This window comes from Microcoleus sp. K5-D4, assembly GCF_036704575.1.
Classification (GTDB): Bacteria; Cyanobacteriota; Cyanobacteriia; order Cyanobacteriales; family Microcoleaceae; genus Microcoleus.
The window spans coordinates 20274-45646 of sequence record NZ_JAUBSD010000053.1 but is presented as its reverse complement, the minus strand read 5'-3'; the positions used below and the strand labels follow the sequence as shown (position 1 = coordinate 45646).

The window sequence follows — 25373 nt, the reverse complement described above, 5'->3', positions numbered from 1 at the left end:
TTACGGATGGGGGCCAGAAACCGCGTTGTTTACCTAATCAGCGAAGTAAATTCCTAATAGTTAGAGTCGCTAGTGTTCCCATCAACATTAACTTTTTTACCCCAAGATTCGATTGGCTCGAAACCAGCGATAGCCGTAGGGTTCTAAGGGAATAGAGGGCGAGTCGGCACCGAGAGATTCATACAGGCGATCGCCAAATAAATCGAACAGAGGGGTGTATTCGTGAAATTTCAGCGTAGCGGTACAAGGTTTGTCGGCTAAATTGTGCACAGCAATCACCGTCCTGCCTTGCCAGTCGCAGCAGTGGGCTAACACGGAGGGAGAGTCGGTTTCGAGAATGTGCCACTTGCCCCTACCCCACTCAGGACATTGCTTGCGGATGCTAATTGCACGTTCCATCCAGTTAATTAATGAGGCAGGATCGCGCTGCGCTGCGACGACATTGACTTGTTTGTAACCGTATTCTCCGTGGGCGATCGCAGGTCTGGCAAGAGTATCAGTTGCAGCCGTCGAGAAGCCACCATTAGCTGCATCTGACCATTGCATCACGGTGCGAACGCTGTCTCGACCTTCCAGCGAAAGATCGTCGCCCATGCCAATTTCTTCCCCATAGCGCAGCATGGGTGTACCAGGCAGGGTGAAAAGCAAGCTGTAGACCAGTTCAATGCGGCGGCGATCGCCTCCCATCATCGGTGGTAAGCGACGACGAATCCCGCGCCCGAAAATTTGCATCGTTTCATCAGGGGCAAATGCTGCAAAAATTTCCTCTCGTTCCGATGAAGTAATGCGGTCTAGCGTCAGTTCATCATGGTGGCGCACAAAATTAAGCCACTGACAAATAGCAGGAATATCCGGTAAGGTTTTTAGTCCCTCGCGCAGCGCTGTGGATTCTTGACGCGCCAGGGCCAAAAACAGATGCTGGTTCAGCAAAAAGTTGAACAGGATGTGCATTCTGTCGCCCTTATCAAAGTAGATAGGAATTTGCTCGCGATCGACATTTGCTTCTGCCAGCAACACAGCATCACCCTGACGCGATGAGACAAACTCTCTCATTTCTTCCAAGAAACCTCGCAGGCTTTCGGGGTCTGCACCTTCGATGCCAATTCCTTTAATTAAAAAGGGAACAGCATCAATGCGAAATCCAGACACCCCCAGTTCTAACCAAAAACCCATAATTTTGCATATTTCTTCTCGTACCGCCGGATTGGCAATATTCAAATCTGGCTGTTCTTTATAGAAGTGATGCAAATAGTAAGCGTTTGCTTGTTCGTCATACTCCCAAATACTGTCCTCGGCATCGGGAAACACCAGCAATTCTGGATCAGTTTTGGGTGGATTTTCTGACCACACATAGTAATCGCGATACTTGGAGTTTTTATCGCTTTTGGCTGCCACAAACCAAGGATGCTGATTGGACGTATGATTTACTACCAGATCGATCAGCACGCGAATGCCTCGTTCCCTTGCTTGGTGCATGAACTCGACAAAATCTCCCAGGGTTCCCAGTCGCGGATCAATGTTGTAGTAATCCATCACGTCGTAACCATTGTCGCGGTTAGGGGAAGGATAAAACGGCAGCAACCACAAACAAGTAATTCCTAGCGCGGATAAATAGTCTAGGCGGTTGATAAGTCCCTGAAAGTCGCCTACACCATCGCCGTCCGAGTCCATGAAGGTTTCAACATCAAGGGAGTAGACAATTGCATTTTTATACCAGAGGTCTTTCATTGCAGTAAATTTCTTAATAGAGAAACGGTGTAGCATGGCTGTGTTCAGAAACCCGGCCACAGGGCTATTTAGGAAGCTGAATGCCACGGCTATAGCTCATCTTTCGGAATCTGATTCTAAGTCATATTTGTCCCAATTAAAAATATATCAATATAAAGGTAGATGAAATATCTATCAAGATAATAAATTACGTTTTTTAAATAAATAAAAAAATAACGGTTGATCAGGCTGACTACCATTACGAGGAGCGATCGTTACCAATTTCCGATTATATGTTCATCCAAATAGCCAACTTGTTTAGCTTGTAGCTGCACTGTCTTCGCTCTGTTTCGCCAAGACAGTGCAAAACCACAAACCTTAGTTAAATCGGTCAGCCTTTCTCACTCCTAACGACATAGGAGCTGTGTTTGCCTTTAGCGATCGCCCATGCTGCCAACTAATCTTCTACCCAATTGAGTAACCCAAGAGAAGTAACAGCTCCAAAAAAGTGAGCGCCAACCAGATTGACGTTTGCCATCGTCACAAAAATATCTAGGGAACGAATCACATTTTCTGGCGCATAAGCTGCCATCGCTTGGGGCTGACTAAGAGTTTTTGCTAGGACTACAGCAACTGTTTCTTCAGAAGCGACAAACGCGATTAATACCCCCACCAAACTAGAAATTAATCCAACTCGTAAGGTGTGAGTAATATGTTCTTTACTGGGATATACTTGGGAATTTTCGGCGTGCAAAAGTCGGCCTAAAAGGCGATAGCGAAAATCCCAAAAAATTCTAAAGCACAGCAATAACAGACCAACTATCGCTAAAAATATGCCGAACCCAATACCTGCATTATTATTGGTTTGATCGCTCATGTTGCGACCCAACATAGCAAATAATAAAACAATGCCGGAAACAGCACCAAAGAATAACTGTATCCAAAAGCTAAATCTACTAAACAAGCGAAAAGTTGCGACGAATTCGCTTTGGGTCAGCGGTTGCGACAAGGGTTCTGGTTGATTCAGTTGATTCATTATATACACCTTATTGCTGAATTGAGCATCAAAGCAAACGACGTAAGAAATAGGTTCTGCTTGTCTTCCTGTCGCAAGCGATCGCCTGGTGGTTAGCTATTAGAGTTTTCCTGAAAAGTCAGTTAACGGCAGGACAGGATGCCGGATGTTTGAGAACCGAATTCGGCAATTTCCGGTAAATAAAAGGTTGAACTCAACACGGACACTGCCGTTGTGGTTGATTTGATTCTCCTAAAATCCTCCCGGTTCTGAACAATCAACTTCTTGCGACAATGGGAATTTAGAGTCTTAAAAATCGACTTAGGCAAAACGTCTATTGTCTTTGTTCACCATTTCAAAATCTTGCTTCTACATACCATTTAATCAAACTAGCCCAACCTTGCCATCTGTCTGATGCCATAAGAAAATATCCACCTGATGGAAGATGATTGAGGAAAAATTTATGATACAGCTTTGAGTTAAGTGCGATCGATCGGACTATTGGCGATAGATGCTTGATTTCCAACTCCGGCACTGGGGCGCATCCATTCTTACAACGTCCATAAGCTAGTTAGGGCAGTTATTGCAGATTCCCAACTATTCATATGCGAGTTGGGTGCTATTGGTTGCAAGCAAGATTACCCGGACAAATTTTTGACCCCATTCCCAGTATTGACCATTTAACCCAACAAATTTAAACTATTTTTAGGTGAACCAATTCGCCTATTTATCTGTTGTATTCCTACTATCTAACCCTGATTACCCATAGCTTATTAGTTATATTTTTGACCATAGTTCTGGTAAATTCGATGCCATACCGCCACGCAAATATCAACCTTTTTATCGCTTTTTACCTCAGCGAGCGGATGAAATTATCTCAAAATGCGAAGAGGGTTTAATGGGTTGGTTGGCAGGCATTGCATAAAGCATGAGTTTTAGTGCTATAGCAATCCTTGCAGAATTCATAAATTTTTTACCCACCCCAACCCTCCTCTTAGTAAGGGGAGTTATTAAGAAATTCACCAATGATTTATGCTTGCTATATTACGAGCATTATTAATTTGTTTGCTTAGCAAGTGACACGGCTTTTTGTTAACGGGATTGTGGCATTTATATTCGCTTTCATTCCCTATATAGGCGAATTTTTAAGCGTAATTTCAGCACGGCTGCTTTTATTAGATTCGCCTTGGAAAGCAGGCGAGGTGTTGTTGCTATATTTCCTAATCAAACAATTTGCAGCAGGAAATTTTGTCAGCCCTATCCTTATAAAAAAGCAGGTATCTTGGCTTCCCAATTACCCCTGAAACTCTAGACAGTATTCAGATTATTCTTGGGTTTTGTGGGATTATTTTTAGCGCCCCCAATTCTAATTGTTATTAAAAATTTTGTTAAATAATTTTAAATCAAGGATATACTATACTGCTGGCAGACTGCTCCATCAGGGAAGCTATCTCATAGCCCATAAAGCTAGATTTGTCAAGGGTAATAAATAGGAAATTTATCAATCCATCCACCTCTGAAACTCCCGCTCAAGACAGATGAAAAAAATCTCTAAAGAAGGTAATTATTGAATTAATAAATAATACAAATTATTTGTTTAAAAAGTCAGTTAACAGGAAAGGAATTCACCATATGCCTAGACCAGCAGTCGTTAACAACTAAAGTATAAAAAATATGAAACGCCACAACTCACCCACCGACAGTATTAAAGACTCAATTGGACAGACAGCTTCTCATCCCTGGTTTGAGCGACTGGCAAGATTGGGATATGCTTCCAAAGGCTTAGTTTACTTTATTGTCGGTTTTCTAGCAGCACAAGCAGCCTTTAGTATGGGCGGCAGGACAACGGATACTAGCGGTGCATTATCAGAAATTGTTAACCAACCGTTCGGTAAATTTCTACTATTTCTGGTAACGATTGGCATTATTGGTTATGCCCTTTGGCGTATCGTTCAGACAATTCTCGACCCAGAACACCAAGGACAGAAAATGGATGCCAAGCGAATTGCCCAACGCATTGGCTACGCCTTAAGTGCTTTAGCTTACGCAGGTTTGGCTTTAACGGCTGTAAAACTGATAATGGGTTCGGGCCGTAGTAATAGCAATACAACCGAAGATTTGACAGCCCAAATTTTAGCGCAACCGTTTGGACAATGGCTGGTAGGATTGGCAGGATCAATTGTTATTGGTGTAGGCTTTTCTTATTTCTACGAAGCATATAAAGCCAAATTTCGCCGCCATTTCAAGCTAGATGAAATGAGCCAAACCGAGCAAAAGTGGGCGACAAGGTTGGGTCGATTTGGAATTGCTGCCCGTGGAATTGTTTTCGTTATAATTGGTTTTTTCTTAATTCAAGCAGCAAGGCTCTCGGATGCCAGTCAAACGAAGGGATTGGGCGAGGTGTTGGCAATTGTGGCACAACAGCCTTTTAGTCCAGTGATTTTGGCTTTAGTACCTTTGGGTTTAATTGCCTATGGCATCTACTCGGTAATTGAAGCTCGCTATAGGCGAATTTTACGCTCATAAGCTTAACCGTTATACAGAAAGTTATGAATTTTGAGTGCAAGATTATTTTGGGTGAATTCAAAACTTATCTAACTCAAAACTCAAAACTTTTACTAGGCGTCCTGATTCAATCACCTGCTTTTAAGTCTGGATATTTTAACTCAAAACTCAGGGCGGGTAAGGATGTACCGCCCCTAGTCAACTCAAAACTCCTAAAAACTTATGGCACAAATTGGTTATCACGCTTCCCACGAACAGTTTAAGCCCAGCCAACTGCTGAAATATGTCCAAATGGCAGAACAAGCTGGCTTTACCCATGCCCTTTCTTCCGATCACTTTCATCCTTGGAGTGAAGCGCAAGGACAAAGCGGTTTTGCTTGGTCTTGGTTGGGTGCAGCAATGCAAGCAACGCCGAGGCTTTCCTATCGAGTTGTTTGCGCTCCCGGACAGCGGTATCATCCGGCTATTATTGCCCAAGCTGCGGCAACTTTAGCAGAAATGTTTCCAAATCGTTTTTGGCTAACGGTTGGCAGCGGTCAAGCGTTGAACGAACATATTACTGGGGATAAGTGGCCTACTAAGAGCGATCGCAACACGCGCCTCAAAGAATGTGTCGATATTATCCGCGCTCTTTGGGCAGGAGAAACCGTCACCCATCGGGGTTTAGTGTGCGTAGAAGATGCAAAACTCTATACCCGCCCGGAAATTCTCCCATTAATTATCGGCGCCGCAGTTACCCCAGAAACCGCAGAATGGTTGGGCAGTTGGGCAGATGGATTAATTACTACTTCTCGCCCACCTGAAAAGTTAAAAAAAGTCGTCGATGCGTTTCGTCGCGGTGGCGGAGAAGGAAAACCAATGATTTTGAAAGTGCAGCTTTCCTATGACACTAATGCAGAGAAAGCACTACAAGGCGCTCATCATCAATGGCGTAATAACATCTTCCAAACTAAAATGCTGACAGAACTGATAACACCCGATCAATTTGAGGCCGCCGGGGAGTTTGTGCAACCAGAGGAGTTATATCAACACGTCCGCATCTCGGCAGACCAAGAGCAGCATATTGAGTGGTTGCAAAAAGATATGGAATTGGGGTTCGATCAACTAATTTTGCACAACGTTAACCGAGAACAAGAGCCGTTTATTGAGGTGTTTGGTGAAAAAGTAGTGCCCGCGCTGACAAAAAGTTGATGGGAAAATCAGTATGTAAATGCGATCGCTTTTAGGATTGATACTGCTTTAAAAATAAATTATTCCTTTTAGCAGGACTAGCAGGAAGGTATTTCGTAGCTTCCTCATTATTAAACAGTGGTTCGATGGGACCTTGATAAACCAAAGCTTGATGAATTAGCGCCGTAGCACTCCCCCGACTGAGCAACTCGGTTGGATTAAGAACTCTGGGATCTTGATAGTTGACCGGGATATTTGCTTTTGTCGCTGCTGCCACTTCATCAACCACATCTTTAGGAATTTTGTCGGCATCTTTATAATAGGCTTCTTGAATGGAGGTTCTGCCCAATAGCCCTGAGTACATCATTAAAGGCACTTGCATTGGGTATGTTCCTAATCTTTGATCGCTCAAAGGCTAGGCGGATTATGCCGCAAATTAGTCCGGTTCCACAGCGTGTTTAGGTCTAAATGTTCTATCAACTTATCCTGTAACAATACCTTTTTTAGCTAAAGATTTAATAAATGGACGCGCCCAGTAATTAGGCGGAACATCAGGAAATGGCTACTGAGCTTGGTGAGCTGCAACTGGCTCAGGCTTTACTAAAAACTGGTCGCATAGATGCTAAACCACAAAGCTAAAAGTGCTGCGCTTAATTAACGGTCAACACCAGGAATTAGACATGAGAAATCTCAGATTTTTGGGCAGTCTTAGTGAGCCTTTAGGTTCGTATTTGCGCTTCAACCCTCATGTGGTCGAAGACAGCGCAATTACAAACCCTTGTTCAATTCAGTCGCACTCTAACGCCCTTCCGTCTTCACGTCCAACTCTTCACGACGCAGTGTTTTCGTTGCCTCAACAATTTCCGTTTCAACTTCTTTCCTGATGTTAACTTCTTCGCGCACGAAAGCTTCTTTTTTGATATCAGCAGTTTCTTCGTAAACTTCCATACGCATCACCTTTTCCTGCTTGAAGGGAGTATCCCGAGTTACTGGCGCACCTGCCTTTTCTGGAGTTATACTCTCAATTACCACTCGCTCTTTTTCTGTGGGAATTGAAACCCGTGCCGTTTCGGTTTCAACTCGCTTGCCAATTGCTACCTCGCCAGTTTTGTGACGGCTTTTTTCTGCAACCAGTCGTTCTTCGTAGAGTCGGAATTTGTGATGTTCGCGCTCGTTCATCTGATACAATTGAGGCTCTTGTTCGTAAGTGTAGGTGTTGCGATCATAACCAGCAGCCCTAGCTTGGTTAGAGACAGAGCGCGGCATAGAAACTGGTGGAGATGCTTGTACAGGCAATGAGGTTTCTAAAGGCAATGATGCTTCTACAGGTGCAGACGCTTCTACAGTTAGAGTACGATAAACACCCCGAACTTGTTCTTCATAATCGTAATCCACCACCATTCCATCCTCATACCTGGGTAGTCTTTCTGCTTGGTCTTGACTGCTCAAACCCGTTGCGTAGATGCGCTCTGCATCAACATCCACTCGACAAAGAGCAACTGGAACTAATACCTTCTTGCCAAATATCCAGAAACCCGTGTCAACAACAAAATATCGGAAACGTCCTGTCTCATCAACTAGCGCGGTATCGATGGAGCCAATCTTCTCATCTGTATTTCCAGCATAGATATCCAGACCTTTGATATCTTCGCCATTAAAAGCAGCTTCGCGGTAGTTGGGATTAAAATCTTCAATTTTGTAAAGTAACATAGGAATCCTTCCCTTTCTATCTACATCAACTTATGCCCCCATTTTAGATATAACTCAAATTTGATGCTTCCTTCTTATGAAGTATTAAATGAAACAGAATAGTACGATGAGGATATTTATTTGATTTTTTTTCTGTCTCTGGATAGATGAATTGTCATTTTTTATCCATCTTCCCCCCCTCAAGTTTCACAATTTGAACTTTGAACAACTTTGCCTTGATTATGCTACTCCCTATGTTTAAATATCATTATAAATATATGATGCAATGCAATGCTGCCTCTTCAGCAAGCAATTTTCCATAACTGAGAACTAATGACTAATGACTAATAAAAACAAATTCCCCTGCCTAACCAGGGAACGAAAGATATTAAAAAAAGTAATGTTGTTTTAATAAATTGAATAGGCCAAAAAGCGGCGATAATTTAGTAGCAGCCCTTGTTGATTTGAGAGCGGACGCCGGGGCGGGCATTCCTGTGCAGGTGCCGCACCCGATCGCATTTTCCAGTCTCAAGAAAACAGTTGCATTCATATTTGAGTACCAGTTAAGCTTGGCTGCTGTTGCGAGTCTGGCTAGCCAGCTCCAACAGTTGCGCCCAGCGTTTTTGGACTTGTTTGGGAGTGCATTTGAGCGCCGTGGCGATCGCCTTGTCGCTTTCTTGATTCCGCTTCATTTCTAACAGTTGCTGCATTTCGGGCGCAAGTTGAGCGCGAAATGCTTCCCATTTCTCCGAAGTCATTCCCAGCTTTTGATCGACATCAGCACCCAGCCATTCGTGGACAAGTTTCCAATTTTGAGTGCGGGCAAATTTTTCGACGTGGTACTTAAACCGCTGTTGCAAGTAGTCGCGCTGGCGGGAAGACAAACCGAGCACGCGGTCAATTTCCGAAGCCGAAAGGTCTTGCAATTTTAAAGTTAAGTAATTCACGCATTCTGGCTGATTTTGCGATTCCAGATAGGCGATCAATTCCGAGACTACTCGATCGCGCAGCACAGCATCAGCCGGATCGACAGTTTCCGATACCATTTGCTCGCGCACTTGTTGCAGCGCCGGAGAGCGGCTGTACATTTCCGCTTCTTCTCCCTTGCCGGATTCTACAGCCATTTCAATGTCGATCGCAGTTTCGGGAGGTTGGCCCTTGGCAAATCCTTGAGCGCGCAACACGATCAGGCGTTGGCGGTTGCGGCCGGGTAAACCGATTTGGCGCTTCGCGTAGTGTTCGGTGAAAGCCATGTACTCAGCCAATTCTAGCTGCGTGCGGGGCTGGTAGGTGACATCGAGTTGGTGTTCGCGGCGGAAAGCTCGCAGAGATTCGATGTAAAAGCCTTGCAAAAAGTCTTCAATCATGTTGTAGCGAGCTTGGAAGTTCAAGTTCGAGCGGAAAGAAGCAACATGGCGGTAAATCATAGCCGCGAGGTGAGAATGCAGTTCGACGCGGCCTTGTTTGGAACCGAGGCGGTAGTATTGCAGGGTTTTTTGCAACCGATGCTCGGCCAAGGTGATTTGCCAAGCTTCAACTTCGCCGGAAATTTGGATGCGATCGCTTTTTTGGCAAATCCGTTCGACTTCCTTAGCAATCCGCATCGCCACTGCTTGAGCGCTGCGGCTGGAAGTTTTCATTTCCGCTTGCAATTCTTTGAGGGCGAAGTTAGCCAAAGCGAGGACATCGATGCTTGGAAGAGAATTGATTTCGGCGGTTTGTTCGCTGGATGCAGCCGGAATGCTGTTGATGTCAGAAGCGGTGTTGCAGTTGACGGTGTTGGTGGCAGTTTTGAGAGTCATGGCGTTTATCGGGTGGTAGGGCACAGCGGGTGTGCGAGGACATTTGTCAGAGAGTGAGGTGGCAGTTGCTGGCGGTTTCGCTTGCTGTGCTGATTCAACTCTCTATACATTGAATGTTACGGAAGTAGAGATAACCGCAGTGATGCCAGTGTTCCACTCTCTCATGCAACAGTTTTTGGCTGCTGAATCTGATTCTAAGCGCTGGCTGTGGAAGATTGATTTTATTGCCGTTAAAGCCTTACTGTACAAGCATTCTGAGCTGTTATTTGGGTGGGCGAGCGCGAGGAAAATTGAGGGTGCTGCCAGGCCGCTGAGTGGACAATCTAATAACTGGCTATTTGAGGCGGTTTTGACCGTTATAGATTGTGGAATCGAGACTCGGCAGAGTGTAGCTAACTGCAATGTATTCTGAAGCTACGGCACAGTAATTCGGAAACCCGGTTAATCTGGAAATTTGATCTTATCCAAGAAGGAAGAAGGAATAAGAAAGAAGCAAAGAGAGCTTTGTTGGCAAACAATTCACCCTGATTCTTTCTCTAATACCAAAGTCACCGGCCCGTCATTCTCGATCGAGACTTGCATCATCGCTCCAAACAAGCCTGTTTCGACTTTTAAGCCGCTCTGGCGCAACTTTTCGACAAATTTATCATAAAAAATTTCCGCTCTTCCAGGAGCCGCTGCTCTGTCAAAGGAAGGTCGCCGACCTTTGCGGCAGTCCCCGTAGAGCGTAAACTGACTCACAACCAGCAACTCGCCGCCGATGTCTTGTACGGACTTGTCCCAGCGCCCGGTATCCCCGGCAGAGTCGGGAAACAAACGCAGTTCCAGGCATTTGCGAGCCATCCAATCGAGTTCTTCTTCGGTGTCGGTGTCTGCAATACCTACAAGCAAGTTAAGCCCGCGGCCAATTTTGCCGACAATTTGACCTTCTATTTCGACTTGAGATGATTTTACTCGCTGGATGATGACTCGCATTGACTTGCTTTTTGGTAGCGTCTTAGGATTATTTGAACAGCAGCGCCATCGCCGTGTCGCGATGAAAATGAAATTGTCAGCCACTCACCACTAAATCTTAGATTAAGCGTGGGGGCTTCAAAGGCAAGTTTATAGTTGACCCGCCTGAGTCTTAAATGACACGGCAGGCTTAGGCTCGATCACTGGTTCAGGACACTGAGATTGGAGGGTTATGCGCGCACGGCTAATTTGTATGTCAACTAGACAGAAATGACCCAGCATTAAAATCAAACCCAAAAACAAGGCAGCGTAACCAATCAATTTGAGAAGGGCTAACAAACAATTAGCAAAAAAAAGAAAAATGTCATCTTGAATTTTTACCCAAAAACACCAAAAATTCCTTTTGAGTCGTAATAAAAAGAGCGAAATACAATCACGAATTCTTTTTAGCCGCCGATTGCTCATAGCCCGTCTTCTTGCAAGCTTGTTGTAATAGCTTAGCCGAAAACAAGGAACGTGAGACTATCACGGGAAACTCCCAGACCTCGTTGAGTTTGCCAACTATTGCGCTGCTTGTGGGAAGTAGGAGTGGTGAGAGGTGGTGGGAACAGCATAAAGGTGCAGAGATTACGTAAAACCAACGCAACTCTGCACCTTTGAAAGCACTGGCGATCGTGCTTTTGAGATCGGCGGACAGTATAAGTGTGCGGCTCTGTTTTTGTTAGCAACAATAAAATAGGTCGATCGCTCTTTTTATTCGAGGGCGCTCTTTTTCTTGGAGGGCACTCTTTTTCTTAGAGGGCGATCGCCCTTCATTGTCCCCATCCATCTCCAGTTCGCGATCGCGAAAACAATTAGACCGCGACGCTCTTTGGTTTAGGTGAAAAGAATATTTTACTGTTAGTTCTTCCCAAAACCTTTACCGCGACTGGTTGAAGGCATACAAAGACAGTTTTCGAGTTGCGATCGCAAAGTCTCGGTATCCAAACCCTGACCGATGAGAACAAGCTGGTTTTTGCGATCGCCTTTCCACTCATCATCGTCCATCGTAAATCGCTTGCCGCTCAAGTGAAAAATATGCCGTTTCGGACTTTCTTCAAACCACATAATCCCTTTCGCGCGAAACACATTTGTTGGCAGTTGTTTGTCTAAGAAATATTGAAATTTTCTCAGAGAAAACGGCTTGTCGCTTTGGAAAGAAATTGAGGTAAATCCGTCATTTTCTAAATGGTCGGAGTGGTCGTGATGGCTGTGGTCGTGATGGTCGTGATGGCTGTGGTCGTGATGGTCGTGATGGTCGTGATGGTCGTGATGGTCGTGATGGTCGTGATGGTCGTGATGGTCGTGACTGCTAGCAGTTTTTTCAGATTGGAAATATTTGTCCGATTCAAACAATCCGACGCTGAGGACTAGCGGCAGGGGAACTTGCGATTTTACTGTTCGCAAAATTCGAGCACCTTCTTTGACATCGCGAATCTTAACTTCTAACAAATCTAAATCTGCTTCTTCAACCAAATCTGTTTTGTTGAGGATAATTATATCGCCGTAAGCTATTTGACTGTAAGCTGCTTGAGAGTTGAACAAATCTAAGCTGTAGTTAGCTGCGTCTACTACTGTCACTATCGAATCGAGACGAGTTAGGTCGCGCAGTTCTGTGCCTAAAAAAGTCATCGCTACTGGCAGCGGGTCGGCGAGTCCGGTTGTTTCGACTACCAGATAATCGAGATTTTCTTGACGTTCCAGAACTTTGTAAACTGCATTAACTAAATCTTCATTAATTGTGCAGCAGATGCAGCCGTTGTTCAGCTCAACCATGTTGTCGTCGGTGGTGACAATCAGTTCGTTGTCGATGCCGATTTCGCCAAATTCATTTACCAAAACTGCTGTTTTCAAACCCTGCTGATTGGTCAGGATGTGGTTGAGCAGGGTTGTTTTGCCGCTGCCGAGAAATCCTGTAATGATTGTAACGGGCAATCCGTGTTTGGGAGCGTCCATCGCCAGTTCTGTCTCGGACTGAGTTGTAGATTGCATAGCTTGACTGTCAAATAATGTCGATCGCAATTTCTTTGTGGTTCTTATTGTATCTTAATTAGGACAAGGCCTCGTAAACCCAGTTTCTCGGAGAAATGTTGGGTTTGGTGGCATGGTATCTACGCATCAACCGGCAATCAGCCCGATAGTGCAAAATAAGTGCGCCGCTAATAATCGGCAATTGCTAACGCGGTCGATCGTACTTTTTTATTTTTTTTATAATTTTTTTGTTCAGAGTACCTGTGGCAGTTTGCCTGCAACCAGTTTTCCCGGTAAACTCAGCAGCGACAAATTTGGGACAGACTCAAGCTCAGTGCCATCGGCAAATCCCGCTAATCTATAGAACCCATTTGAGATCTTTTTACGCAGTGGCTAGTCTTCTAAGCATCAGTCTGATCAAGCAAAGCTTGAGTTTGGCATTTGAACGAGCGAGTGTGCCATCAAAGTTTTTGACGCCAGCTTTTGCATCTTTCCACCCAAGCGTTGGAACGTTCTCTTCCCCCATCTAGCCGCCGAGGGTACAAATTCAGATTGCCGTTTAGCGTACTTTTCGGCTTTTGATGGCGCGGCTGCGAGTTCAAATTTAATCTTAGCCATAATCTGAGGATAAATCTCCTCCAAGGCAAGAGTTGCGTTTCTCAGGGTGGTACCCGTTGTCTAACAATATGGTAGTTTTGGGAAGTTCGGCAGGTTTAGATTTGAAGTAATCGATGTTTTGGGAAAGAATTTCAATCAGCTTGCAGATCATCAGATAAGCTAGCTTTGGTACAGTGGGTAAAGAAGGGAAAGCCAAGTATATCGACAGCTAGATGTCTTTTGATGCTAAACGGTGCATCTGTAGAAACAAAACCCTTTAGACTCCTCACTAGCGTAGAAGGGTGTTTTTCTCCCATGAGTGAGTCAATCATTATTAGGGTTGTCCACAGCGGTTTTTTTTGACTTGTTAGCGCACCTTACTATGTAACTCGGTCATAATCAGATCAAGTACACAGTCCTCACACCAATTGGGGTAATGCCAGAAGACAGTAGAATATTGTGGTAGAGCTCTGGGAAAGTCTGACCAATTACAACCGTTCTTGAGTTGATAAAATATCCCCGAAAAGGATTTGCCGCGCAAGTCCACACCGGAGGTTTGGTTTTCTTCTTTTGGAACAGTAATGGCTCAATAATTTCCCACTCTTTGTCGCTGACATCGCTGGAATAACCCATTTTAAACCCCAATCTGATTAAATTTACCTCTTTTTGTCAATTTTACTCGATCGCCCCGGGAGCATCCCACTTTTGCAGCCAAGCTAGAAATTGGAGTTTGGAGGCTACAGACTGTCAGGCGCGAGGCTGCGAGGAAAGAGGAAGAAATAAGGAGCCATTGGAGGCAGGAGACAGGAGGAAAGAGGAAGAAGGAGCCAGAAGAAGTGTTTTTACAAATATGAGATGCTCCCCTCGCCCAAAAGATGTCAAGTTGATTCTATAAGCGGTAGTCTTCGATTGTAATGGGGTTGAGATATTTTTGGTGGAGTGTGTGCGATCGCCTTGAAATTTGAGCCAGAACGATCGCCCGATCTACTAAATACAACAGTCTGCTAACAGATCCGAGGTGATAACAGCATCCCTGCCACTCCACCAACCAACGCCACATCTAACTCAGGCATTGTTGCTCTCCGTGAAAAAGAGAAAGTGACTCGCAACTTGCTAATGCGACTGGTCGTTGGAGGTAGGAGATTAATTGTTAGCGTTGGTGTCGATTTCCGCTACCAAGTGGTGCAGGATTTGACGCTATAAAACTTGAACCGCAATGCTTTTTTAGAAGTCCAACCGAAGCCGATATTTTTCCTGTTTATTGCAGATAAAATCTGGTGCCTATAAACCAAGTTTGGGAACTCTCAGGCCTGTACCCTATCTTTACTGTTCTGAACGCTATGCTGTCGAAGTCCACAATTGGTGCTGCTAAAGGCTTTAGTAAGGTTCCCCTGCGAACCGGTCTGGTTGTTCCATTCATCCTGCAAATCTTCGCTGCCGTAGGATTAACAGGGTATCTGTCGCTGCGAAATGGACAAAAAGCAGTGAATGAGCTAGCGACTAACTTGCAAACAGAGGTGAGTAACCGTGTGGATCAGCACCTCGACAGCTATGCCGCTGCAACCCGCTATTTGACGCAAATCAACGGCGAGCAAATTGACCTGGGATTGCTGAACTTACAGGATGCCGATCGTCTGGCTCAATTCTTTGCAAAGCAGGTAAAAACCTACAAAGTTGGCTATATCCTGTACGGGTCTAAAACGGGGGACTTTATCGCCTCGGGATATTACCGCGAGTCAACCATTCCGAACCACGGCAATCCTGACATTAGCCTGGTGCTACCGAAGCGGTACGGCAATCCAGATTTGTACAACTACATTACAAATGACCAAAGCAAGCCAACTAAAATGTTTGAAATCACCAAAGCGTATCAGTTCCAGAAAGAAGGCTGGTACGCCAAAGGTGTCGAGACGGGCAAGCCAGGGTGGAGCGAGATCTATCAATGGGAGACTAATAACTACCCCTTGTCGATCGCCACGAGTCGCCCCATCTATGACAAGAATGGTCAGTTGATCGGCAGCGTGGGGGTCGAGCAACGCCTTTCGCAAATTAGTGACTTTTTACGTGAAATTAAGGTTAGTCAATCCAGCAAGGTATTCATTCTGGAGCGCAACGGATTAATCGTTGCCAGCTCTAGCGATGCGCCGGTGTTTTCAGTGACCAACGGCAAACCTCAGCGACTGCGGGGCTTTGAGAGTAAGGACGCCCTAATTCAAGCCACGTCCAAGTATCTCGGCGATCGCTTCGGCGATCTGAAAACCATTCAAACCATCCAGCGCGTAGACTTTGAGATCGAGGGTGAGCGGGAGTTTGTTCAAGTAACTCCCTGGCAGGACGAATGGGGATTGGACTGGCTCGTAGTCGTCGCCATGCCGGAATCAGATTTCATGGGACGAATTAATGCCAATACAGTCAACACGATTTGGCTGTGTTTAGGCGCATTAGGACTGGCAACCGTTTTGGGTATCTACACCTCGCGCTGGATTGCTCGACCCATTTTGCTGCTCAGTCACGCATCGGAAGCGATCGCCGAAGGAAAACTCGACCAAAACGTCGAAACCTCTGGCGTTAAAGAACTGGGTGTACTTGCTCAATCCTTTAACCGAATGGCGCAGCAATTGCGCGATTCCTTTACCGCCCTAGAGCAAACTAACCAGCAGCTTGAACAGCGAGTTGAAAAACGCACCGCCGAACTCAAGTATGCAAAGGAAGCTGCAGACAATGCCAACAAAGCAAAAAGCGAATTTCTCGCCAACATGAGCCACGAACTTCGCACTCCTCTCAACGGTATTTTGGGCTATGCTCAAATCCTCAACCGCAGCAGCGCATTGCCAGCTAAAGAACGTCATGGGGTAGAAATCATTCACCAGTGTGGTTCTCATTTGCTGACCCTGATTAACGATGTGTTGGACTTGTCCAAAATTGAAGCCGGCAAATTAGAACTCACACCTAAAGGGATTCACTTTCCCTCATTCCTCCAAGGTGTCGCTGAAATCTGCGGCATTCGTGCCGACCAAAAAGGCATTAACTTCGTTTACCAGCCCGATCCGCAGTTGCCTGAAGGGATTTTTGCCGATGAAAAACGGCTGCGTCAGGTGTTACTCAACTTGGTGGGAAATGCGATTAAATTCACCGACAAAGGTTGTGTCACGCTCAAGGTTGCCGTAGTTGAGAATCATCCCAATCCGTCCACTCACTCTTTCAAATTTCAAGTTGAGGATACGGGCGTAGGAATTGCGCCCGATCATTTGGATAAAATTTTTCAGGCTTTTGAACAAGTGGGCGATCGCCAGCGCCAAGTCGAGGGTACGGGTTTAGGACTCGCGATCAGCCAAAGGATTGTCCAACTTATGAACGGAAAAATCCAAGTTAAAAGCCAACCCGGAGTCGGTAGTGAGTTCTTTTTTGAGGTGGAAATGGCGATCGCCACCGATTGGGCCGAGCAAAACTCCCTCACAACTGGAAAACAAATTATTGGTTACGAAGGACAACGACGCAGCATTCTTGTTGTAGACGATCGTTGGGAAAACCGAGCCGTTCTCGTCAACTTGTTATATCCACTAGGATTCCAACTTACTGAGGCAGAAAATGGACAAGAAGGATTGGAAAAAATACGACAGTCTCAACCTGACTTAGTGATTACAGACTTGGCAATGCCAGTCATGGATGGCTTTGAACTGCTCAAACAGGTTCGCAGTGCAAATGAGTTGCAACACCAGAAGATCCTTGTCTCTTCTGCATCAGTATCACAAGCCTATCAACAGATGAGTTTAGATGCAGGGGGAAATGATTTCCTGGCCAAGCCAGTGGAAGTCAGTGAATTATTTAACCTCTTAGCCACTCATTTGGAATTAAAGTGGAAATATGAAATGACAGCCTCAAACGACTCTGGGCCATCCACTCTAACGACTGCATTAGATAAGCCTGAAGGGATGATTCCTTCGACTTTAGAGTTAAGGGCGTTACTACAACTGGCACAGCAAGGCAACTTAAAACGGCTACGAGAACACACAGAGCATCTTGCTCACTCTAACCCTCGCTACGCTGATTTTGCATCACAAATTCTTCCGCTTGCCAAGCAATTTAAAGACGAAGAAATTGAAGAGTTGCTACAACAACACCTCACAGAGAAAAAAGCCGATGTCTAGTCCTCAATTAATTCTGGTGGTGGATGATACCCCTGCAAACTTAGAAGTGGTTTGTGAAACCTTAAGTGATGCGGGGTATGAAGTAGCAACCGCAATCAACGGCGATCGCGCTCTTAAGCGAGTCCAAGTTTATCCTCCCGATCTGATCTTGCTCGATGTTCAAATGCCAGGAATTGACGGCTTTGAAACCTGCCAACGTCTGAAGGCAGATCCCAGGACAGCCAGCATTCCGATCATTTTTATGACCGCTGTCTCCGATGCCGATAGTAAGGAGAAAGGATTTGACTTGGGTGCTGTGGACTACATCACCAAACCCTTTCAAGAAAAGGAGATGCTAGCACGGGTAAAAACTCATTTGCAGCTACGGCAGTTAACGAAAAATCTCGAACAGCGTGTAGCTGAGCAAACGGCTGATTTAGAAGCAGCCTTCACACAACTGCAACAGTCTCAGTGTCACTTAGTCCACACCGAAAAGATGTCTGCTTTGGGCAATTTAGTGGCGGGTGTCGCGCACGAGATTAATAACCCACTTGGCTTTATTGCGGGCAATCTGAATCCCGCTCAGGACTATATTAAAGACCTCTTTAAACTGATCGCTCTCTACCAAAAAGAACTCCCTTATCCAAGTACCACGCTTCAGGCATTCGTGGAGGAAATAGACTTGGAATACTTACAAGAGGATCTACCCAAATTAATCGATTCGATGCAAGAAGGAGTCGATCGCATTCGCACAATCAGCACCAGTTTAAGAACCTTCTCGCGTTCGGATTGCGAACTCCCAATTACTTGCAATATCCACGACGGCATTGACAGCACGCTGTTGATTCTCAAGCATCGCCTCAAAGCCAACGAATGTCGCCCGGAAATTCAAGTCATCACAGACTATGGCGATCTGCCAGAGGTAGAATGCTTTGCCGGACAGTTGAATCAGGTATTTATGAATGTGCTGGCAAATGCGATCGATGCCCTTGAGGAATCAAATCAAGGGCGCAGTTTTGCTCAGATCAAAACCAAACCCAACCAGATTACTGTCAAAACCCAATTGTCGGAATCTCAGGTAGTGATCCGAATTCAGGATAATGGGATTGGGATGACGGATGCGGTGAAGCCAAAAATCTTTGAGCATCTGTTTACCACTAAAGGCGTGGGGCAAGGAACAGGCCTAGGATTGGCGATCGCTCATCAAATCGTAGTCCAGAAACACTCTGGAACTTTAGAAGTCAACTCAACTTTAGGTGAAGGTACAGAGTTTGTGATTTCAATTCCGCTGAAGGCGATCGCGGTAAAAGACATTCAGGCAAAGATTTGCGTTGACGCAGCATAACAAATCCTTGCAGCGGTGGCATAAAGATGATTGATAGTGCCCCTTCAAACCATCCAAACTATTGATATAGTAGTACGCGGTGCAAAAAACGGTAAACCATGACAGCCACAAATCTCGTCAATAAATTTGAGTACAAACCCCTATACAAGCCAAATCAATTAATTTGCGGAACGGGGCAAACAGCCATTGTCAGTGGCTGGACAGTAAAAAGTGCGATCGGCAAAAAATTACAACCCAACGAATTTGCTGTCATCGGACAACTATACTCTCCTACTCGCGGCATCAACTTCTTAATTAGAAACTTGCTGTGCAATCCCCACGTCCGCTTTTTAGTAATTCTCAACGCTACCAAAGAAGACCGTAACTCCGGTGCAGCAGCGTGCTTAATCGACTTTTTTCGCAACGGCTTTGAAGTCGGCAAAAGCGATACTGGTAGAGATTGCTGGTTAATTAAATCTTCAATATTTGGCTACATTGATATTGAAATATCAGCAGAAGCCTTAGAACTATTGCGTCATTCAATCGAATGGAAAGAAGCAATAAATATAGCAGAAACAGTAACTTTTGTAAAGTTTTTTTCCGAAAAAGCAGTGGTTGAACCTTGGGGAGAAACCGTAACTTTTCCATTAGTTGAAATCGTCCCGACTGTACTTCCCGGCCAGAAATACGGACACAGAATCGAAGGCAAAACTATCGCCGAAACATGGGTAAAAATCATCCACCGAATTAAGACCACCGGCACCTTACGGCCGACTGGTTACGACGGACAGTGGCAAGAATTAATCGACTTAATGGCAGTGATTACAGATGAACCTGCGGAGTTCTATTTTCCCGAACCGAATTACTTACCAATAGACCGTGATTTCCTCGAACAGTACAAACCGCAAATGCTGGAAGATGCCCCATATAGCGAAGGCATTAAATATACCTACGCACAGCGGATGCGGTCATGGTTTGGACGAGATCAAATTGAAGAAGTTATTGCCAAACTAATTAAGGAAATTGACGCAGCAAGTGCTGTAATTAGTCTGTGGGATGCGGGCGGAAATGTTAACAGAAGACCTGACGGTTCATCCGACCACCAGCACAGTGGCAGTCCTTGTTTAAATCACATTTGGGTGCGAGTTGTGGACGGTGAAATATCGCTAACCGCAACTCTCCGCAGTAACGATATGTTTGCGGCTTGGCCGGCAAATGCAATGGGTTTGCGGGCTTTGCAGCAGCACATTCGAGATGAAATTGCGAGGCGTTCCGATTATAATTTGACGATGGGCCCGTTGGTAACGCTGAGTCAATCTGCTCACTTGTATGACGATACCTTTGAAAATGCCGATCGACTCATTCAAACCCAATATGCTAAAATCTGCGAAGATCGAGACTTTTTCGATGCAGCAGGCAATTTTTTAGTTGAAGTAGCCGACAATCAAATAGTTGTCACGCAAACCACCCCGGGCAGCGGCGAAGTTGTCACCTGTTATTCTGGAAAAAACCCTCTCAAGTTAGTGCGAGAAATTTGTGCGGCTTCCCCTGCCATCCAACCCGAGCATATTGGTTATTTGGGAATAGAATTGCAAAAGGCGGCCGAGTGTCTGAAAACCAGCAACCAATACATTCAGGATAGAAAATGAATCTAGAAGAAGAAAGACCGAATTGGGACGAATACTTCTTAATGTTAGCAAAATTGGCCGCTACTCGATCGACTTGTCTGGCTTTTCCTGTAGGCGCGGTGATAACTAAAAACAGGCAAGTTTTAGCAACGGGTTACAACGGTTCGCCGTCAGGTTCGGCACACTGTACTACTCAAGGCTTCTGCTATCCTGGTTTGAGTAGTTGCGACGCCAGCAAAACTTTGCCCTCAAGGGCGGTTCACGCGGAAGCAAATGCGATCGCCAAAGCTGCTAAACACGGTATATCTACTGCTGGGGCTAGTATTTACGTCACTTTAGAACCCTGCATCTATTGTTTGAAATTAGTTATTGCGGCTGGAATTAGAGAAGTGTTTTACGAAACGACTTTTAACAGCGGAGAAAAAGCTGCTTTGAGAGATACTTTTATCAGTGAAGGTATTGTTGAGTTAAAACAAATTCAGCTATCTGAAGATACAGCAAAAAAGGCGGCTTTGTTTTTATTGCATCCTACATCTGTGTCCAAAAATTTAGTATAGGAGCAATCCTCCCCGTGGTTGTGGCAGCCACAGGAAATAACTGTGCTGTGTTCCTATAAATGATTTTTATTTTCTGGCAATTTACAGGGATACGGCACTGCCATGTCCTAAATCCCGCGTAATACAAATGATCTGTATTTTACGCTTTGTAAAGACACAGCACTGCCGTGTCCTTACAACAAATAGAGATGGCAATCAACCAAAAAACGGCATTAAAAATCGTGAATACCGTGTAGTTCAATCAATCAAACTCATTCACTGCTTGCAAATAGTCTATCGCCGCATCTATCCTCGAAGAATACTTAAAAGCAAACTGATCGAACCAATATCCCTCATCGGAATTTTTATCCAACTTTTTCAGCCAAACCTGAGCTTGCCTAACTTTCTGTCTGTGCGTTTGTACGTCCAACTGTGGTTCCGCGACTTTTTCTGCGGGTTGCGGTTGCAGTGAAGCGACTTCCTGAGCTTTATTTTGCGTTTCGTGCTCAGCCTTAAGCGGTTGCAGTGAAGCGACTTCCTGAGCTTTATTTTGCGATTCGTACTCAGCCTTAATTTGAGCTAAATCCTTATCCAAAGGACTAGCATACAAATTTATATCTGATGTTTTAAATGTTGCATTTGACGGCGTTTGTGCTTGCGCCGGCGCCTGACTTTTCAACTCAGCAATTTTCTGAGATGCTTGATACTCTGCCTTCAGTTCACCTAACAGGCGCTCGATCGATTCCATAACTTAAACCCCCTAAAAAATGCTGCTGGGCTAACTGGCCCCAATATAATCACGGAAACTTCGCCCGCCTCCTTAATCAGTTATTGCATTCAGCAATACCTCTGTCAGGGTCATTCCTTCAATATCATCCATCGTGACAGTATCAACGATATCGAATTTAGCCCCGGCGCTTTGCAGTTCGTCATCCAATATCTTGAGAAACTTAGTAGCTTCCGGCGCATTCCCTACTTGAATGAAAGAAATCGCCAACTCTTCATCTCGATCGAGCTTCCGGGAAGCCTCTATAATCGTTTTCATCACTTCTTTGCGATCGTCCGGTTCCCCGTCCGTCACCACTAATATTGTTTCCCCATTTAGCTTGGTCTTACCGGATGCTTTGCGCTGAAAATAACTGTTCAGAGCGTCTTGCAGAACAGCAGCTAAATTCGTAGTTCCCGAAGGTTCGTTTTCTTGGAAAATTTGCACTACTTTAGCTGATGTTACGTTGTCGTAGCGCTTGAAGCGACCGGAAAACACATAAACTGTTATGCCATCAGGATCAAGTTCTTCGCATTTATTCGCCAATGCGATCGTCGATTCTTGCATGAGCGCCCACCGACTTTTACCGCCCATCTGGTCTTTTGTGTACATACTGCCGCTTTTGTCAATAATGATGGTATAATCGCGGTTCTGAAGCATAAGATTTTTCCTGTTAATTAAGTTTTTCCCCAAAATATCAAAACCAGCGAGCAGAAGCTGTTGAGCTTTAGTTGCTCGCTGGTTTTTTTAGTAGATTTGCGATCTAAAATAGCAGAATTTAAGCTGCAACTAAAGCATCTTTAAGTGGCTTCCAGCTAAAAGCTCGATCGCCCCCCATCTCCACTGCTATTTTAACTCGTGGTTCTAACGTCGGCAAAACAGTCAAATACTCAATCTCCTGACTCGACAAAATTTGCCCTTCAATAATCCACAGCACCAATCCTTTTGCTTTCGGTGGCAAATTGTCTAATTGAGTTTTCAACATCGGCGGCACGTAGTATGTATAACCAACCGCCCCTTCGTTGCCAGTAGTTTTCTTGCCCAAATGCGGCGGTCGTACCCCGTGAACCCCCGTTAAATACATCGCCAAATCGCCCAAACCCCGCGCCGAAATCGTGTACCCACCGTAGCCCGCTGCCCTCAGCCGGCGGAGGTAGCGCCCCTCAAATCCTCCCTCTAAAGGAACGTACAGGGCCAGCGACCCCGACTTTTCCAAATCCCGAATCAGATCAGATCCCGTCGTAATCAGTCCCATAAATTTGTGTTTCCTGCTGTATCAAAATTTGGTCGATCGCTGCTTGCGAGCTGGAAATATTATAAATCCTAAAGTTGAGGCGAAAAATTATCATCGCGCCCTTGACAAACGGCAAACACTTCATGTACTATTGTGAATTGTCGCCGTAAAGGATACTGAGTGGTTTGCTGCTCAAGTCCTGGCACAAACAAGCAAGACCGAGACAAAACTCGGAGATAGAGTCGGTAAAAAGCCGCGAATCTCAACCCTTGCAAGACTTCCACAAGCTCGCTCCCAAATTTAAAACTCAAATTTTAAACACCGAGGAAGGCTGTTGGTTGATAACAGTTAATTGCAGGAACACTGAAATAAATGTTTCTGCACAAGAGCAAGCGGATTGACGTAAATTTCGCAATCCGAAACCTCTTGCGTAAATAAAAGGAAGAAAATCCGTGTCTGTAGGCATTCTTGGCACTAAACTAGGCATGACTCAAGTGTTTGACGCCGAAGGGAGAGCCATCCCCGTCACCGTCATACAAGCAGGGCCTTGTACAGTAACTCAAATCAAAACAAAACAAACTGACGGCTACGGTGCCGTTCAAGTTGGATACAACGAAGTCAAACCAAAGGCTCTCAACAAGCCAGAACTAGGACACCTTGCCAAGTCGGGGGCGAATCCACTGCGCCACTTGCAGGAATACCGATTGGAAGACACCAGTTCATTTGAATTAGGTCAACAACTAAAAGCAGATACTTTTACACCGGGACAAATAGTAGATGTCATCGGTACCAGCATCGGTAAAGGTTTTGCAGGTTTTCAAAAGCGCCACAACTTTAAACGAGGCCCCATGTCTCACGGTTCCAAGAACCACCGCGAGCCTGGATCGATCGGGCCTGGAACTACTCCCGGTCGCGTTTATCCTGGGAAAAGAATGGCGGGACGTATGGGCAACGTTCAAGTCACCGTCCGCAAACTAACAATTGTCCGGGTGGATACAGAGCAGAATTTGCTGCTAATTAAGGGAGCAGTTCCCGGCAAAGCTGGCGCCTTAGTCAATGTTGTGCCTGAGAAAAAAGTAGGACGTTAGTCAGTAGTCATTAGTCAGTAGTCAGCAGTCAGTAGATAGTGGTTGGCCGTTAGTAGCAAGCAATAACTAAGAACTAAAAGCTGAAAACTAAGAGCTGAAAACTAAGACCTGAGAACAGACAACAGACGACAGACAACAGACGACAGACAACTAACAACAGACAACTAACAACAGACAAAGGACAAAAGATATGGTTAATTGTGTAGTGCGAAATTGGCAAGGCGAAGAAGTTGGGGAAACAACTTTAGAACTGCGCGTAGCCAAAGAAGAAAATGCGTCTCACATCGTTCACAGAGCATTGACGCGGCAACTGAATAACGCCCGTCAAGGAAATGCTTGCACCAAAACTCGATCGGAAGTCAGAGGCGGTGGCCGCAAACCCTGGCGTCAAAAAGGCACGGGTCGAGCCAGAGCAGGTTCTATCCGTTCTCCGCTGTGGCGGGGCGGCGGTGTCATCTTCGGGCCAAAACCGAGAGACTTTGAAGTCAAAATGAACAAAAAGGAACGCCGTCTCGCTTTGCGGACAGCATTCCAAAGTCGCACCGAAGACATCATTGTGGTTGAAGAATTTGCAGAGCAATTTCCGAGACCGAAAAGCAAAGAATTGCTGAGTGCGATCGCCCGCTGGGGTATTGAACCCGATACAAAAGTTCTGTTAATCTTGCCAGAACCGCAACCAAACGTCTACTTATCAGGACGCAACATCGAATTAGTAAACGTCATCTTGGCAACCTCCCTGAATGTTTACGACGTTCTCGCGGCTGACAAAATTATCGTCACATCTACAGCCATAGCTAAAATTCAGGAGATTTACGGTGAGTAAAATCGACCCCCGCGACTACGCAGATTTGATCCAGCGTCCGATTCTCACCGAGAAAGCTACCCGAATGATGGAATTAAATCAATTCACATTCGACGTAGCCCCCAAAGCGACCAAGCCTCAAATCAAAGCTGCAATCGAAGAACTATTTAAGGTCAAAGTCATCGGCGTCAACACCCAAAACCCGCCGCGCAAAAAGCGTCGAGTTGGCAAATTCGTCGGCTTTAAACCTTGTTACAAGCGAGCAACCGTAACTCTGACCGACGGAGACTCGATCCGCAAACTTTTATTCCCAGAAGTTTAGCCAATTTTGGATTTTAGATTTTAGATTTTAGATTGCGGTTAACTGGTGAAAATACCAAACCCAGAAAGTTACCAAGTTAACTGATAATCCCAAATCT

Annotated in this window: 23 protein-coding genes and 1 pseudogene; 11 read left to right on the top strand and 13 right to left on the bottom strand. The window is 45.2% G+C overall.

What is annotated here, in order from left to right:
- Positions 1–96: 96 nt before the first annotated feature.
- Together QUA77_RS17505 and QUA77_RS17500 are read right to left on the bottom strand one after the other, a co-directional pair.
- A complete protein-coding gene (locus tag QUA77_RS17505; protein WP_333039577.1) occupies positions 97–1728 on the bottom strand; it encodes an alpha-amylase family protein in 1632 nt (543 codons plus the stop codon).
- A 436-nt stretch (positions 1729–2164) separates the two neighbouring features.
- Positions 2165–2743: a DUF3611 family protein gene (locus tag QUA77_RS17500; protein WP_333039578.1), complete on the bottom strand. Its 579-nt coding sequence runs from the start codon at positions 2741–2743 to the stop codon at positions 2165–2167.
- A 1055-nt stretch (positions 2744–3798) separates the two neighbouring features.
- On the opposite strand from QUA77_RS17500, the gene QUA77_RS17495 reads away from it, so the two are divergent.
- The 3 genes from QUA77_RS17495 (at position 3799) to QUA77_RS17485 (ending at position 6418) form a co-directional block, all read left to right on the top strand.
- Complete coding sequence (locus QUA77_RS17495; protein WP_333119776.1) at positions 3799–4026, top strand: AI-2E family transporter; 228 nt, start codon at positions 3799–3801, stop codon at positions 4024–4026.
- Between the two features lie 370 nt (positions 4027–4396).
- Complete coding sequence (locus tag QUA77_RS17490; RefSeq protein WP_333451452.1) at positions 4397–5248, top strand: DUF1206 domain-containing protein; 852 nt, start codon at positions 4397–4399, stop codon at positions 5246–5248.
- A gap of 201 nt (positions 5249–5449) precedes the next feature.
- On the top strand, positions 5450–6418 hold the full coding sequence (locus QUA77_RS17485; protein ID WP_333451450.1) for a TIGR03885 family FMN-dependent LLM class oxidoreductase: 969 nt from the start codon (positions 5450–5452) through the stop codon (positions 6416–6418).
- A gap of 31 nt (positions 6419–6449) precedes the next feature.
- Here QUA77_RS17485 and QUA77_RS17480 read toward each other — a convergent pair whose 3' ends face one another.
- From QUA77_RS17480 to QUA77_RS17470, 4 genes and pseudogenes are all read right to left on the bottom strand, one after another.
- Positions 6450–6779, bottom strand: coding sequence for a hypothetical protein (locus QUA77_RS17480; protein WP_333451448.1), 330 nt, complete (start codon positions 6777–6779; stop codon positions 6450–6452).
- 99 nt (positions 6780–6878) lie between these two features.
- Positions 6879–6947, bottom strand: a pseudogene (locus QUA77_RS29355) (hypothetical protein); the annotation flags it as partial.
- A 248-nt stretch (positions 6948–7195) separates the two neighbouring features.
- Positions 7196–8107, bottom strand: a complete 912-nt coding sequence (locus tag QUA77_RS17475) for a DUF2382 domain-containing protein (RefSeq protein ID WP_333039584.1) — start codon at positions 8105–8107, stop codon at positions 7196–7198.
- 542 nt (positions 8108–8649) lie between these two features.
- Complete coding sequence (locus QUA77_RS17470; RefSeq protein WP_333451446.1) at positions 8650–9888, bottom strand: HetZ-related protein; 1239 nt, start codon at positions 9886–9888, stop codon at positions 8650–8652.
- Between the two features lie 43 nt (positions 9889–9931).
- Here QUA77_RS17470 and QUA77_RS17465 point away from each other — a divergent pair, with 43 nt between their 5' ends.
- A complete protein-coding gene (locus tag QUA77_RS17465) occupies positions 9932–10300 on the top strand; it encodes a hypothetical protein (protein ID WP_333039588.1) in 369 nt (122 codons plus the stop codon).
- A gap of 107 nt (positions 10301–10407) precedes the next feature.
- Here QUA77_RS17465 and dtd read toward each other — a convergent pair whose 3' ends face one another.
- From dtd to QUA77_RS17445, 4 genes are all read right to left on the bottom strand, one after another.
- The gene (gene dtd / locus QUA77_RS17460) at positions 10408–10863 is read right to left on the bottom strand and encodes a D-aminoacyl-tRNA deacylase (RefSeq protein ID WP_333039589.1); all 456 of its coding nucleotides are present in this window, start codon (positions 10861–10863) and stop codon (positions 10408–10410) included.
- Positions 10864–11742: 879 nt separating this feature from the next.
- Positions 11743–12873 carry a GTP-binding protein gene (locus QUA77_RS17455; RefSeq protein ID WP_333039591.1) on the bottom strand — a complete coding sequence of 377 codons (1131 nt, stop codon included), beginning with the start codon at positions 12871–12873 and terminating at the stop codon, positions 11743–11745.
- A 943-nt stretch (positions 12874–13816) separates the two neighbouring features.
- Entirely contained in the window at positions 13817–13996 is a 180-nt protein-coding gene (locus QUA77_RS29350) for a transposase (protein ID WP_445242227.1), read from the bottom strand.
- Between the two features lie 342 nt (positions 13997–14338).
- Positions 14339–14509 carry a hypothetical protein gene (locus QUA77_RS17445; protein WP_333451443.1) on the bottom strand — a complete coding sequence of 57 codons (171 nt, stop codon included), beginning with the start codon at positions 14507–14509 and terminating at the stop codon, positions 14339–14341.
- 217 nt (positions 14510–14726) lie between these two features.
- Between QUA77_RS17445 and QUA77_RS17440 the strand changes: the two genes are divergently transcribed.
- The 4 genes from QUA77_RS17440 to QUA77_RS17425 all read left to right on the top strand — a co-directional run bounded on the left by QUA77_RS17440 (position 14727) and on the right by QUA77_RS17425 (position 21085).
- Positions 14727–17597: an ATP-binding protein gene (locus QUA77_RS17440; protein WP_333451441.1), complete on the top strand. Its 2871-nt coding sequence runs from the start codon at positions 14727–14729 to the stop codon at positions 17595–17597.
- On the top strand, positions 17590–18921 hold the full coding sequence (locus QUA77_RS17435) for a response regulator (protein ID WP_333039597.1): 1332 nt from the start codon (positions 17590–17592) through the stop codon (positions 18919–18921). Before QUA77_RS17440 ends, QUA77_RS17435 begins: the two co-directional genes overlap by 8 nt.
- A 98-nt stretch (positions 18922–19019) precedes the next feature.
- Complete coding sequence (locus tag QUA77_RS17430; RefSeq protein ID WP_333039599.1) at positions 19020–20549, top strand: thymidylate synthase; 1530 nt, start codon at positions 19020–19022, stop codon at positions 20547–20549.
- Complete coding sequence (locus QUA77_RS17425; protein ID WP_333039601.1) at positions 20546–21085, top strand: dCMP deaminase family protein; 540 nt, start codon at positions 20546–20548, stop codon at positions 21083–21085. Before QUA77_RS17430 ends, QUA77_RS17425 begins: the two co-directional genes overlap by 4 nt.
- 241 nt (positions 21086–21326) lie before the next feature.
- Here the strand turns inward: QUA77_RS17425 and QUA77_RS17420 are convergent, their stop codons facing one another.
- From QUA77_RS17420 to QUA77_RS17410, 3 genes are all read right to left on the bottom strand, one after another.
- Positions 21327–21812 (bottom strand): salt stress protein, Slr1339 family, encoded by a 486-nt coding sequence (locus QUA77_RS17420; protein ID WP_333451438.1) that lies wholly within the window; start codon positions 21810–21812, stop codon positions 21327–21329.
- Between the two features lie 72 nt (positions 21813–21884).
- A complete protein-coding gene (locus QUA77_RS17415) occupies positions 21885–22490 on the bottom strand; it encodes a VWA domain-containing protein (protein WP_333039604.1) in 606 nt (201 codons plus the stop codon).
- A 118-nt stretch (positions 22491–22608) separates the two neighbouring features.
- Entirely contained in the window at positions 22609–23085 is a 477-nt protein-coding gene (locus QUA77_RS17410) for an NAD(P)H-quinone oxidoreductase subunit N (protein WP_333059805.1), read from the bottom strand.
- 431 nt (positions 23086–23516) lie between these two features.
- Here QUA77_RS17410 and rplC point away from each other — a divergent pair, with 431 nt between their 5' ends.
- From rplC to QUA77_RS17395, 3 genes are all read left to right on the top strand, one after another.
- On the top strand, positions 23517–24152 hold the full coding sequence (gene rplC / locus QUA77_RS17405; protein ID WP_333039608.1) for a 50S ribosomal protein L3: 636 nt from the start codon (positions 23517–23519) through the stop codon (positions 24150–24152).
- A 190-nt stretch (positions 24153–24342) separates the two neighbouring features.
- The gene (gene rplD, locus QUA77_RS17400; RefSeq protein WP_190657994.1) at positions 24343–24975 is read left to right on the top strand and encodes a 50S ribosomal protein L4; all 633 of its coding nucleotides are present in this window, start codon (positions 24343–24345) and stop codon (positions 24973–24975) included.
- Positions 24968–25276 carry a 50S ribosomal protein L23 gene (locus QUA77_RS17395; protein ID WP_006634999.1) on the top strand — a complete coding sequence of 103 codons (309 nt, stop codon included), beginning with the start codon at positions 24968–24970 and terminating at the stop codon, positions 25274–25276. Before rplD ends, QUA77_RS17395 begins: the two co-directional genes overlap by 8 nt.
- Positions 25277–25373 lie beyond the last annotated feature (97 nt).